This window comes from Nocardia vinacea (genome assembly GCF_035920345.1).
GTDB classification, from domain to species: domain Bacteria; phylum Actinomycetota; class Actinomycetes; order Mycobacteriales; family Mycobacteriaceae; genus Nocardia; species Nocardia vinacea_A.
On sequence record NZ_CP109149.1, the window covers coordinates 5,203,429 to 5,216,013 of the forward strand.

12 protein-coding genes are annotated in these 12,585 nt (G+C 66.4%); 5 read left to right on the forward strand and 7 right to left on the reverse strand.

The window, feature by feature from the left end:
- Window positions 1–304: 304 nt before the first annotated feature.
- Complete coding sequence (locus tag OIE68_RS23830) at window positions 305–895, forward strand: PPA1309 family protein (protein ID WP_327093346.1); 591 nt, start codon at window positions 305–307, stop codon at window positions 893–895.
- On the opposite strand, the gene OIE68_RS23835 is transcribed toward OIE68_RS23830, so the two are convergent.
- Entirely contained in the window at window positions 896–1,921 is a 1,026-nt protein-coding gene (locus tag OIE68_RS23835) for a PDZ domain-containing protein (RefSeq protein WP_327101771.1), read from the reverse strand.
- Window positions 1,922–2,048: 127 nt separating this feature from the next.
- On the opposite strand from OIE68_RS23835, the gene OIE68_RS23840 reads away from it, so the two are divergent.
- The 3 genes from OIE68_RS23840 (at window position 2,049) to OIE68_RS23850 (ending at window position 5,840) form a co-directional block, all read left to right on the forward strand.
- Window positions 2,049–3,458 carry a zinc-dependent metalloprotease gene (locus OIE68_RS23840; protein WP_327093347.1) on the forward strand — a complete coding sequence of 470 codons (1,410 nt, stop codon included), beginning with the start codon at window positions 2,049–2,051 and terminating at the stop codon, window positions 3,456–3,458.
- An 88-nt stretch (window positions 3,459–3,546) separates the two neighbouring features.
- A complete protein-coding gene (locus OIE68_RS23845) occupies window positions 3,547–4,413 on the forward strand; it encodes a hypothetical protein (RefSeq protein WP_327093348.1) in 867 nt (288 codons plus the stop codon).
- Between the two features lie 83 nt (window positions 4,414–4,496).
- Entirely contained in the window at window positions 4,497–5,840 is a 1,344-nt protein-coding gene (locus OIE68_RS23850) for an ABC1 kinase family protein (protein WP_327093349.1), read from the forward strand.
- Between the two features lie 147 nt (window positions 5,841–5,987).
- Here OIE68_RS23850 and OIE68_RS23855 read toward each other — a convergent pair whose 3' ends face one another.
- From OIE68_RS23855 to OIE68_RS23870, 4 genes are all read right to left on the reverse strand, one after another.
- Window positions 5,988–6,308: a WhiB family transcriptional regulator gene (locus OIE68_RS23855; RefSeq protein WP_373864748.1), complete on the reverse strand. Its 321-nt coding sequence runs from the start codon at window positions 6,306–6,308 to the stop codon at window positions 5,988–5,990.
- Window positions 6,309–6,934: 626 nt separating this feature from the next.
- Complete coding sequence (locus OIE68_RS23860) at window positions 6,935–9,112, reverse strand: ATP-dependent DNA helicase UvrD2 (protein ID WP_419150554.1); 2,178 nt, start codon at window positions 9,110–9,112, stop codon at window positions 6,935–6,937.
- An 80-nt stretch (window positions 9,113–9,192) separates the two neighbouring features.
- A complete protein-coding gene (locus OIE68_RS23865) occupies window positions 9,193–9,651 on the reverse strand; it encodes a MarR family winged helix-turn-helix transcriptional regulator (protein WP_327093350.1) in 459 nt (152 codons plus the stop codon).
- Complete coding sequence (locus OIE68_RS23870; RefSeq protein ID WP_327093351.1) at window positions 9,648–10,100, reverse strand: EVE domain-containing protein; 453 nt, start codon at window positions 10,098–10,100, stop codon at window positions 9,648–9,650. The genes OIE68_RS23865 and OIE68_RS23870 overlap by 4 nt, the downstream gene beginning before the upstream one ends.
- Window positions 10,101–10,218: 118 nt before the next feature.
- On the opposite strand from OIE68_RS23870, the gene OIE68_RS23875 reads away from it, so the two are divergent.
- Window positions 10,219–10,449, forward strand: coding sequence for a mycoredoxin (locus tag OIE68_RS23875; protein ID WP_327101773.1), 231 nt, complete (start codon window positions 10,219–10,221; stop codon window positions 10,447–10,449).
- Window positions 10,450–10,510: 61 nt separating this feature from the next.
- On the opposite strand, the gene nudC is transcribed toward OIE68_RS23875, so the two are convergent.
- Both nudC and OIE68_RS23885 read right to left on the reverse strand, forming a co-directional pair.
- The gene (gene nudC, locus OIE68_RS23880; protein ID WP_327093352.1) at window positions 10,511–11,413 is read right to left on the reverse strand and encodes an NAD(+) diphosphatase; all 903 of its coding nucleotides are present in this window, start codon (window positions 11,411–11,413) and stop codon (window positions 10,511–10,513) included.
- A gap of 23 nt (window positions 11,414–11,436) precedes the next feature.
- Entirely contained in the window at window positions 11,437–12,492 is a 1,056-nt protein-coding gene (locus OIE68_RS23885; RefSeq protein ID WP_327093353.1) for a potassium channel family protein, read from the reverse strand.
- Window positions 12,493–12,585: the final 93 nt, after the last annotated feature.

Sequence of the window (12,585 nt, forward strand, 5' to 3'; positions counted from 1 at the left end):
GCAGTCCGATGTTGCAGATGGTCCAAAGCGGACCGTTTCGGCCCACTCTACGGAATCGGGCTGTGACAGTGGCAGCGCCTTCGGCGCTGCGTGTGCTCTGTCTAATTTGCCGCGCCTCCGGCGCGGCGTGTTCGCGGCCCCCTGGTGTCTCGCGTCCGAGTCGTCGAGACTCGCGCCTGCGGCGCATGCGCTTCGACGACTCGGACGCGAGACGGGCCGCGAACGGGTCGCTCGTAAAACTCGCTCCGTCGTGGTTCCGAGATCACCCTGCCCTCGCTGCATACACATGGTTGCTGGTGGAAGGATGTCCAGTGTGACCGCTGATCTGCACGCCGAACTCGTCCTCGCCCGTTCCGTCCGTGAAGTGGCGGAATTCGCCGATGCCGAGGGTTGGGGCAGACCGCCGCAGATGTTCGCGCTGGTGCCGACGGCCGATCTGGTCGCGGCCGAGCCCGGGTTGCTCGATCAGCTGGATCAGGGCAGCGAGCTGACTCCCATCGCGCAGGAGTCGTTCCCGGAAGACATCACCGGCGGATCGATGGCGCTGGACGAATTCCTCGCGACCACCAGTTGGCCCGAGGCCGTGAGCGGCTGTGTGCTCGTCCAGGAGATCGTCGTGCTGCCGCCGGATGCCGAGAGCACCCTCGACGATGCGCTCACCCCGCTGCTCGCCGATCACGAGGCCGCCGACGCCGCCGCGCGCGCCGCAGCCGAGACGCATCCGGGGCGGCGCACGGCCCGGCTGTTCGCCGCGGTACTTCGCACCGGCGCGGATCTGTGCCTGCTGCAGGTCAAGCCCGAGGACGATGTCGACGACTTCGGCGATCTCGACCTGCGCACCTATCCGAATCTGGCGCCCAACCTCATCGAGGCACTGCACCACACAATGGAGTGATCAGCCGCAGGAGACGGTCTCCCGACCCGCGTTGATGTCGTTGAGGGATTGCACTGCACCGCTGAGGTTTTCGACCTTCACCAAGCGCAGGCCGTCGGGTGTGCGCTGTTTGGCCTCATTGCAGTTGGCGGCCGGAACCAGGAAGGTCTCCGCACCGGCGTCGCGCGCGGCCATCATCTTGTACTGGATGCCGCCGATCGGGCCGACCTTGCCGTCCTGATCGATCGTTCCGGTCCCGGCGACGAACTTGCCGCCGTCCAGTTCACCGGGGGTGAGCTTATCGATCAGCGCGAGGCTGAACATCAGACCGGCCGACGGCCCACCGATATCGGCGAGATTGAACGAGACCTCCATCGGCGGGCGCGCACCCTCGGTCGGGGTCAGGCCGAGGTAGCCCTTGTTCGCGTCGTCGGGGCGGGCGGCCAGGGTAATGGTCGCGGTTTGTTCGGTGTTCTCACGCCGGTAGGTCACGGTGATCTGCGCGCCGGGCGCCTGTGAGGACACCGCGGCGACGACATCCTTGGGCGCGGTCATCGGTGCGCCGTTGACGCTGACCAGTTCGTCACCGGCGCGCAGCGTCTCCTTGGCCGGGCCGTCGTCGGAGACCTTGCGCACCAGCACCACCGTCGGCAGGTTCATGAAGTGCAGCGCCGCCACCTCGGCATTGCCCTCGGAATCCTTGAAGTCCTGCTGGTTGGACTTGTCGATCTCCTCGCGCGGGACGCCGGGCGGGTACACCTCGGCGCGCGGAACCAGGCCGTGCTCACCGCTGACCCAGAACCCGAACGCCTCGAAGATGTTGAGTCCGTCGCGCACCGAGACCGTCGTCATATTCAGGTGACCGGTCACCGGGTCCACTTCGGCGCCGCGGACGTCGACGACCTGCTTGCCGTCGACCGAGCCGAGGGTATTGAACGTGGGTCCCGGCCCGAGTGCGACGAAGGGCACAGTGAGCAGACTGCCCACCACACCGAGGACGAGCACCGGGATCAGGGCGGCCACCAGGGTCAGGATCCGACGATTCACCTGGACCACAGTAATGATCGCCGCCGCGCCGGGTCGTGCGAGGCGCATATTTACCGGCGTACGCGTGCCGGAGATTTCGCGCCGCGCGAACATCGACCCCCTACACCACACGCGTAATGTTTGGGGTATGAGTGACCTCCCCTTCGGATTCTCGAACCGCGATGACGACGACCGCAACCGCGGCGACGAGCCGAGCGGTGCCGGGGCGAACGATCCGTTCGGCTTAGGTGGGGCAGGCGCGGGCGGCTTCGATCCGGCCCAGCTCGGACAGATGCTCACCTCGCTCGGACAGATGCTCAGTGGGATGGGACAGCCGGGGTCGGCGCAGTCCGGCCCGGTCAACTACGACGTGGCCAAGCGGTTGGCCCGCCAGCAGCTCGGCACGAGCGTGACGCCGGTATCCGAAAGCACGGTCAAGGCCGTCGCCGATGCCGCGCACCTGGCCGAACTGTGGCTGGACGGCGCGACCACATTGCCCGCGGGCGCCCCCAGAACCGCGGCCTGGACCGCCAACGATTGGATCGAGGAAACGCTGCCGACCTGGAAGCGGCTTTGTGATCCGGTGGCCGAGCAGATCTCCGGCATGTGGACCGCACAGTTGCCGGAGGAGGCGCGCGAGTTCGCCGGTCCGATGGTCGGCATGCTCGGGCAGATGGGCGGACTCGCCTTCGGCTCCCAGCTCGGGCAGGCCCTCGGCCAACTCGCCAAGGAGGTGCTGACCTCCACCGATATCGGACTGCCGCTCGGCCCGACCGGCACCGCGGCGCTGCTGCCCGCGGCCATCTCGGAGTTCAGCGCCGGACTCGAGCAGCCGGAAAGCGAGATCCTGGTCTTCCTCGCGGCCCGCGAGGCCGCCCACCAGCGCCTGTTCGGACATGTGCCGTGGCTGCGTCAGCAGGTGCTCGGCGCGGTCGAGGACTATGCGCGCGGCATCAAGATGGACTTCTCCGCACTGGAGTCGGCGGCCCAGAATATCGACCCGATGTCGCTGACCGATCCCTCGAAGCTCGAGGAGATCCTGTCCCAGGGCGCGTTCGAACCGCAGACCACCCCGGAACAGAAGCAGGCCCTGGAGCGGCTGGAAACGCTGCTGGCCCTGATCGAGGGCTGGGTGCAGGTCGTGGTCACCGAGGCGATCGGTGACCGCCTGCCGGGAGCGGGTGCACTCGCCGAGACCCTGATCCGCCGCCGTGCCACCGGCGGTCCGGCCGAGCAGACATTCGCGACGTTGGTCGGACTCGAGCTGCGGCCCCGCAAGCTGCGCGAGGCGGCGGCGCTGTGGCGGCGGCTGACCGCCGATGCGGGCATCGACGCGAGGGACGCCATCTGGGCGCATCCGGATCTGCTGCCGGATTCCAATGATCTGGACTCCTCCGCGGGCTTCATCGATTCGGTGATCGGCGGCGGCGTGGACGCCTTCGACGATCCGCTGGCCCAGTTGGCCGAAACCGAGGCACGCGAAAAGGCCGAACGCGAGGCCGCGAAGGGTGACGGTGAATCCGGCCCCAACCTCGGCAAGGACACCGACGCGTCCTGAGACGTGTCCTGTTGATAAGCGCGAATTCCTGTGGATTACTGCAGGTTTCGCGCTGATTCGCCGGTGACCCGATCCGCATACTGCTGCCATGACGACGAGGCGGATGTGCGGGCCGATGCTGGCGCCGCGAGTGACGGTATTGGTGCGGTCGTCCGGGGTCGTGCAGTTGGGGTGGGATCCGGAGCGGGCGCTGCTACTCGATCGGACCGCATTGGATACCGACACCGTGCTGGCGTTTCTGCGGCTGCTGGACGGCATGCACAGTCGCCCGCAGGTCATCTGGCGGGCCGGGGAATGTGGGATCGAACCCGAGGACGCGGCGGAGCTGCTGAATCGCATCGGTGACGCAGGGCTGCTGCTGCATCCGGATCCGCGGCTGGGGCGGGTGCGTTCGGTGCGGGTGCACGGGCTCGGGCCGCTCTCGGATGCGGTCGCGACCGGGTTGCGGCGGCTCGGACTGCGCCCGATCCGATCGCGCGGCTACCGCGGCGACAGTTCGGTGCTGGATTGGCACGGTGAACTCGTGGTGCTGGCCGATTCGCTCGTCATCGAACCGCGCCTGGCCAATGAGCTGGTGCTGCACGGGATTCCGCATCTGCAGGTCCGGATTCGCGATGGCAACAAGGGTATCGTCGGTCCGCTGGTCTTTCCCGGCCTGACGAGCTGTCTGCGCTGCCTCGACCTGACCCGCTGCGAGTACGACCCGGAGTGGCCGCAGCTGGCGAGCCAATTGCTCGGTCGGGTCGGGCACGCATCACCTGCCGGAATCCTGGCGACGGCGGCTTTGCTGCTCGGCGAACTCGAAGCGATCATGCACTGTTCCCCCGAGCGTCAACTCGACACCATGAACACCACGATCGAACTCGAACTCGATACGCACCGGATCTCGCGCCGGGAATGGCCGCCGCACGACGGCTGCGGATGCCGCCGAATTCTCGCTGGTAGCACTGGATGAGGGTGTCGATTCTTACAGTCCGCCAAGCAGAGACATCAAGATTGGCGTGGCGATTGCACGGGTCCGTCCGCCATGATGGGTACGTGTCTGAGATCGTGCGCCGTCGCTCGTCCCGCAATGCCAAGTTAGCCAAGATTCCGCTGGGTATCGCCGGACGAGCCGCTGTCGGGTTCGGTAAGAAGCTGGCCGGTGGCGATAAGGGGGAGATCAACGCCCAGTTGAACCAGAAGGCCGCCGAGCAATTGTTCACCGTGCTCGGTGAGCTCAAGGGCGGTGCGATGAAGTTCGGTCAGGCGCTGAGCGTCATGGAGGCCGCGGTTCCCGAGGAGTTCGGCGAGCACTATCGCGAGGCACTCACCAAACTGCAGGCCGCCGCGCCGCCGATGCCCGCCGAGACCGTGCACCGGGTCCTGGACCAGCAGCTCGGCACCCAGTGGCGGCAGCGCTTTCAATCCTTCGACGACACCCCCGCGGCATCGGCGAGCATCGGCCAGGTGCACAAGGCGGTGTGGTCCGATGGCCGGACCGTCGCGGTGAAGGTGCAGTATCCGGGCGCCGACCAGGCGCTGCGCGCCGACCTCAAGACACTGTCGCGGATGACCGGTCTGATCGCCTCGGTGATTCCGGGCGCGGATGTGAAGCCGCTGCTGGCCGAGATCACCGAGCGCACCGAGGAGGAACTCGACTACCGCAACGAGGCCGCCAACCAGCGCACCTTCGCCAAGGCCTTCGATGGACATCCGGAGATCGTGGTGCCGAAGGTGGTGGCCAGCGCGCCGAAGGTGATCGTGACCGAATGGTTGGACGGCACTCCGGTCTCACAGATCATCAAGCAGGGGGCCGAGGATCCGGAGGGCACGCGGGCGCTGCGCAATCGGGTCGCCGCATTGATGGGCAAATTCCACTTTTCCTCGCCGGAGACCGTGGGTCTGCTGCACGCCGATCCGCATCCCGGCAACTTCATGATGCTGCCCGACGGCAAACTGGCCGTCATCGATTTCGGTGCCTGCGCGCCCATGCCGGACGGCTTCCCCGAGGTCCTCGGCCGGATGCTGGCCCTGGAACTCGACGAACGCTTCGATGAACTGGTCGAGCTCATGTACGACAACGGCTGGGTGATTCCGGGCCGGACCGTTACCGATCAGGAGATCGCCGACTACCTGCGGCCGTTCACCGACCCGATCCAGACCGATTCGTTCCACTTCACCCGCAGGTGGATGCAGCGGGTGGCCGGTAAGGCCTCCGAGTTCAGCAGTCCGGATATGAAAACCGCGCGGGCACTGCAACTGCCCGCGCAGTACGTGATGATCTTCCGGGTGCTCGGCGGTTCGGTCGGCATCCTGGCCCAGCTCGATGCGGAGCTGCCGTTCATGCAATTGGTGCGGGCGTGGATGCCCGGCTTCCGTGAGGAGCGCTCCGCCAGCTGAAAGCCGAAAAAGTTTGGCCGAGAACGCAAACGAGCCGCCCACCGGATCTCACGGTGAGCGGCTTGTTTGCTTTCTCGTTCCTGGGCCCTGCCCGAATCCGAACCGGCCGGATAGGCCTCAGCGACCGGAGGGAGGGAATCGCAGATCTCATACCGAGATCGCGACCTTGCGTGGACGTCCACGCGGGCGCTTGCGGGCGATCACGACACCCTGGTCGAAGATCTCACCGCCCCAGACACCCCACGGCTCGCGCCGATCCATGGCCGCGGTCAGGCAGCCCTTTCGGATGGGGCAAGACGCGCACAGCGCCTTGGCCTGCTCCAACTGGACCGGGCTCTCGGCGAACCAGAGATCGGGATCTCCGGCTCGACAAGGCAGGACCTTTGTGACCTCCCGGGGGCGGGTGGGCCGTGCCACGGTTCGGCATGTCACGTCAGTAGTGGCTTGTGGCCTCTCTGCGGTGAACACGTCGTTCTCCTTCAGCTCGTTTGCAGCGGTACGTTCGTTCGTTCCGCGAAACCGAGGCCGGTGATGGCTGAAGGGCCGGTAAAAAAATACTGGCCACGGTTTCGCTTCGGGCGATCCGTGGCCAGGAGGTCGGGGAGTGTTCCCTACCTAGTTCGACATCTCTGTCGAATCCTGATCACGGTCGCTGGGTGTGCGGTGCGGCGGAGGCGTGCCTGCAGATCTGCCGGTGCATATCCGGCCTCAACTGCGAAGACGCCGGCTTCTGCCGTGTGGGCAAATGCCGGGTGCCAGCCCGCGCTGGGCTTGTCCTGAATGACGACGCAAATCGGGGAATGCATGCTCATGGCTTTGCCGTGATCCCCGCGTACGTCGACACCGGACAGACCGATCCCCGGCAAAGCGACTGCTTGCAGGTCGCGCACATGAGCGCTGCTTGCGAGGATCCCCCGGGAGGCGGACATAACGGGCGCAGCATTCACCGCAACGCCAGTGGCGCTGAAGTTCGTATTGCCATTCATCGGTCTGCCTCCCTCCTGTACTCGTGTCGGTAACTCTGCGCGCCGAGATGACCTCCCGGTGCGTGAATCCCACCATATGTGTTGCCGCTCATTGCGACAACCTATTTTCTACCTGCGGTTTTGTGGGCTTGACCGCAGCCGTGATGCCACTATCGATAACACCTCGGCACCGTATTGCTCGAGCTTCTTCGCCCCGATTCCCGGGATCGCGGCGAGCGCGTTGTCATCGGCGGGCAGTTGCTCGGCGATCGCGGTGAGTGTGGTGTCGGTGAAGATCACGAACTCACGCACCCGCAGATCCTGCGCTTTCTCCTCCCGCCACGCCTGCAGCGCCGCGAGTAGCTCGGCATCGAGTTCGGCCGGGCAGCGGCGGCAGCGGCCGAGCATGGTGGCGTAGGTGCCGATCAGCGGTTTGGCACACACCCGGCAGGTCGGGCGCACACCATTCGAGGCGCTATCGGCAACCGGCGCGGCGATTCGCGAGGCCGGCGAGTCGTCGGGCACCAGGCCGTTGAGGAATCGGGAGCGCCGCCGCGTGCGCCTACTGCCCTCGCTACGGGAGAGCGCCCAGGAAAGTTGCAGATATTCGCGGGCCCTGGTCACACCGACGTAGAGCAGTCGCCGTTCCTCTTCGAGGGCGGCCTGATCGGCGACCGAACCGTCGTCGCCGAGCACATGCGCGATCGGCAGCGTGCCGTCGGCGACGCCGACAAGGAATACCGCATCCCACTCCAGGCCCTTCGCCGCATGCAACGACGCGAGGGTTACGCCCTGGACGGTCGGTGGATGCCTGGCCTCGGCGCGCGCGGCGAACTCGCGCAGCAGGCCGATCAGGTCGAGTGCGTCGTCTTGGTCGACCAACTCTTCGGTCAGGCGCACCAGCGCCATCAACGATTCCCAGCGCTCGCGCGCCTGAGCGCCCGCGGGTTCGGTTGCGGTGAGACCGACCGGCGCGAGTGCGGCGCGCACCAAGGTAACCAAGGCCTTACCACTGCGGGACTGGTCGGGCAGATCCTCGCGAGCGGCCACCTGACGCAATGCAGATATGGCTTGCCTAACCTCATTTCGCGCGAAAAAGCCTTCGCCACCACGGACTTGATAGGCGATGCCGAGTTCGGTCAGCGCCTGTTCATAGGCCTCGGACTGCGCGTTGATCCGATAGAGCACCGCGATCTCGGCGGCTGGTGTGCCCGCGGCGATCAGCTTCTTGATCGACCGCGCGACCGCGTGGGCCTCGGCCGGGCCGTCGTCGAATTCGGCGAAAACCGGTTCCGGGCCGTCGTCACGCTGGCCGACCAGTTGCAGTCGGGTGCCCGCGATGCGACCGCGGGCGGCGCCGATCACCCGGTTGGCCAGTGCGACCACCTGTGGTGTGGAGCGATAGTCGCGTTCCAAGCGGACCACCGTCGCCTCCGGAAAGCGGCGGGAGAAGTCGAGCAGATAGCTCGGGGTGGCACCGGTGAACGAGTAGATCGTCTGGTTCGCGTCACCGACCACGGTCAGATCGTCCCGGTCGCCGAGCCAGGCATCGAGCACACGCTGCTGCAGTGGCGTGACGTCCTGATATTCGTCGACCACGAAACTGCGGTAGCGCCCGCGGAATTCGTCGGCCACCGATGGGTAGTCCTCCAGCGCGGCGGCGGTGTGCAGCAGCAGATCGTCGAAGTCGAGCAGCAGACCGTCCGGTGTCGCCTTCAACTTCTCGTAGCCGCTGTAGGCCGCCGCGACCCGCATCGGATCGTAGGGCGGTTCGCGACGGTGTTTGGCCACGGCCGCCGGATAGTCCTCCGGTGCGATGAGAGTGGCCTTCGCCCATTCGATTTCGGTGAGCAGATCGCGGACGGCTTCGGTGCGCGAGGACAACCCGGCCTGATGTGCGGCCTGTGCCACGACCGGGAATTTGCGATCGAGCAACTGCCACGGCACATCGCCGACGATCTGCGGCCAGAAGTACTTGAGCTGGCGCAGCGCGGCGGCGTGGAACGTACGGGCCTGCACCTGGTTGGCCTCGCCACCGAGGCCGAGCGCGCGCAGGCGGTTGCGCATCTCCCCCGCTGCGCGGGCGGTGAATGTCACCGCGAGCACTTGGTCGGCTTTGACGTGTCCGGCGGAAACCAAGTGCGCGATGCGATGGGTGATGGTCCTGGTTTTGCCGGTACCGGCACCGGCGAGCACACAGACCGGACCCCGTGGCGCGCGGACTGCCGCGGCTTGTTCGGGGTCCAGCGAGTCCAACTCCGGGCGGGTGGGCTCGCTTGTACTGGTTGCCGACACGACACACATCATGGCAGTGCCCGCCGACAAGTCGTGCCACAAGGGATCCGGTCCGGATCGGATTCCGCCGCTTCGCAGGCTCGGTCGCGCGACTAGCGATCGCGTAGGCGCCGCAGTGCACCCGCGAATGCGCTCGTATCGCCGTCGAGCGGCGCGAAGAATTCGTGATCGCAGTTCTCGACCGCGACTATCGCCCGATTCGCCAGCGCCACACCAGCTTCGGTGGGGGCGAGAGCCTTGGCCCTGCGGTCGTGTGGATGGTCGCGGCGCTCCAGCAGCCCCTTCTGCTCGAGTGCGCGCAACACCTGAGAGGTCATCATCGGGTCGGTGGCGGCGTGAGCAGCCAGATCGCGTTGTATCACCGGTTCGTCGCGACCGGCGGCGAGGTAGGTCAGCGCGGCCAGCAGGACGAACTGCACGTGGGTGAGATCGAAGGGGGCAAGGGCCGCGCGCTGAGCGGCCTGCCAGCGATTGGTCACCTGCCAGAGCAAGAGGCCGGGACTTTCATCGGCCTCGGCGAATCGGCTGCGCAGACCGCGATCCTCACTCATACGCCTCCCCTATCACTGATCATCGCCTGTTCGATCGCCGCGAAATCGTGCGCGGTCAGTTCGACCAGTCCACGGCGCAACACCATGCCCCAATTCGGCGTGCTCGTCAGATCCAGTTCACCGCGCAGTTCGTCGATGGGGATCTCACGAGCATCGGTTCGATAGTGCACCGCGCGCCGCCACGGCTGGAAGCAGCCGCCATCCTGCGGATCCGCCTGCCAGACCGGCTGGTCCTCGATGGTGCCGATGGCGGTGAAGGACCTTATCGGCGCACCGCTGCGCATGCCTTCGCGCGGCGAGTAATAGAGGAATCCGTCGCCGGGACGCATGCGCTCGAGCGGCGTCCGCTTGCCGTGGTTGACCTGGGCGATCCCCAGTTCGACACCGCGTCGGACATGTTCCCGGGAGACCACACCCAGCCAGTACTTGGTCGTCGCAGTAGCAGTCATGGATTTAGTATGCGCGCATACTAAATCCATTCGCAAGTCCCGATTCGGAGTTCGGTGGAACAGGATCGGGCCGTCAAATGTTGAACGGTCCGTGACTGACGTGACCCCCACCTTGACGATGTACTCGACCACCTGGTGTGGCTATTGCCGACGGCTGAAGACGCAGTTGGACGAGTCCGGTATCAGCTATGTCGAGATCGATATCGAAGAGGATCCCGCATCGGCCGAGTTCGTCGGCAGTGTGAACGGCGGCAACCATGTGGTGCCGACGGTGAAGTTCGCGGATGGGTCCACGGCGACGAACCCGTCGCTGGCCGCGGTCAAGCAGACATTGGCCGCCCTGGCCTGATCAGGCTGCAATTGATCCGTGCGGACCGATCGGCCCGCACGGAGCTTTTGCGTGTCTTCGATCAGAGCGCGGCCCAGGACTCCACGATGGTGCGCGCGATGGAGATCGAACCCGGCAGCAGTAGCCGCGCACCCTGGTTCTGGGCGGACCAGTCACCGACGGCCAGCGCCTCGCGCACCTCGGCCCGGGTGAACCAGTGGGCCTCGGCAATCTCGCCGTCCGAAAAGATCAGCGGCTGATCGGGGTCCGCGATGGCCGCGAAGCCGAGCATGAGCGAGCGCGGGAACGGCCACGGCTGGCTGCCCAGGTAGCTGATGTCGCGCACGTCGAGCCCGACCTCCTCGCGCATCTCGCGCTCGACGCACCGCTCAAGCGACTCCCCCGCCTCCACGAATCCAGCGAGCAGGGAGAACAGAGTCTTCGGCCAGGTGTGCTGGCGGGCCAGCAGGACCCGATCGCCGCCGTCGTGGATCAGGCAGATGACGGCGGGATCAATCCGGGGGAACTCCTCGTGGCCATTCTCGGTGACCCGCGACCAACCACCCTTTGTCGAAACGGATGCGGTGCCGTCGGCAGCATTGAATCCGGCCTTGTCATGCCAGTTCAGCAGGGCCATAGCGGAGGTGAGCAGGTCGGCGGTGAGATCGTCGAGACCGCCCGCCATGGCGCGCAGATCGGTCAGCGTGCCCTGCAGTTCGGCATCCCGCACGGCCCACACCTGCTTGCCGCCATGGATGCCGAGGAAGACCGCGGCCGGACTCGGCTCGGCGGACAGCTCGACTGCCGGTTCCAGTACCAGCGCACCGTCGTCGAAGCGGAACTGCCCGCGCTTATTGATCCGGAGCAACTCGGCCTCGGCCCAGCCCTCCTTCAGCGACTGTTCGTCGGCCCGGATCTCCTCGGCCCGGTCGAGCACTGAACGCGAAAGCAGTGGAACACCATTGAGCTGAAATCCAGAGGCCACGGTTCGAGACTATCGCGCCGACATTACCGGCCTGCGTGCCGGATGTAGAGCAGCTTGTCGGTCGCCTCCAGTGCGTCCACCTCGGCCTCGCCCACCCGGATCAGCTCGCCGCCGCGCACCACACCGAGCACGATATCGCCGAGGTGGCGTGGGGAGCCGCCCACCTCGGACGGTTCCACATCGCGTTCGGCGACCGCGAAGCCCTGTTCGGGGGTCAGCAGATCCTCGATCATCTCCACCACGGTCGGGGTGGTGGTGGCGATGCCGAGCAGCCGGCCCGCCGTCTCGGAGGACACCACCACCGAATCGGCACCGGACTGGCGCAGCAGATGGGTGTTCTCCGCCTCGCGGATGGCGACCACGATCTTGGCGTTCTTATTGAGCTCGCGCGCCGTGAGAGTCACCAGGACGGCGGTGTCGTCCCGGTTGGTGGCGACCACGACCGAGAAGGCCCGCTGCGCACCGGCCAACCGGAGCACATCGGACTGGGTGGCAGAACCGTGCACCGTCACCAGGCCCACATTCGCCGCCGCCTCCAGCGCGACGGCATCGGTATCGACCACGACGATATCGGCGGGCTGTACGCCGTCGCCGAGCATGGCATCGATCGCGGTGCGGCCCTTCGTCCCGTATCCGACGACCACGGTGTGATTTCGCACGCTGCGCCTCCAACGCTGAATCTTGAATGCCTGCCGGGAGCGCTCGGTGAGCACGCCGATGGTGGTACCGACGAGCACGATGAGGAAGAGCACGCGCAGCGGGGTGATGATGACGATATTGGCCAGCCTGGCCTCGGCGGTCACCGGCGCGATATCGCCGTAACCGGTGGTCGACAGCGATACCGTCGCGTAGTAGAAGGCGTCGAGGAACGACAGCTCGTCACCGGAATTGTCGTGGTACCCACCGCGACCGAAGTACACAACCAGCGCCGCGGCGAACAGCAGGCCGATCGCGAACAACACCCGGCGCACCAGCGAAGCCCATGGGCTGGTCTGGATTTCGGGGATGCGCAGCACCCCGACCAACGCGAAATCCGGACGAGTGGAAAGTCCGACACTGCGTGCATGATCACCGAACACCGGACCCACCCGCCCCTGTCCTCGCCGATCCCACGGCGTCGGCCGTCTGCGGCGTTGCTTGTCCCTCCGGCACGCACGGCAGCCTACCGGGTC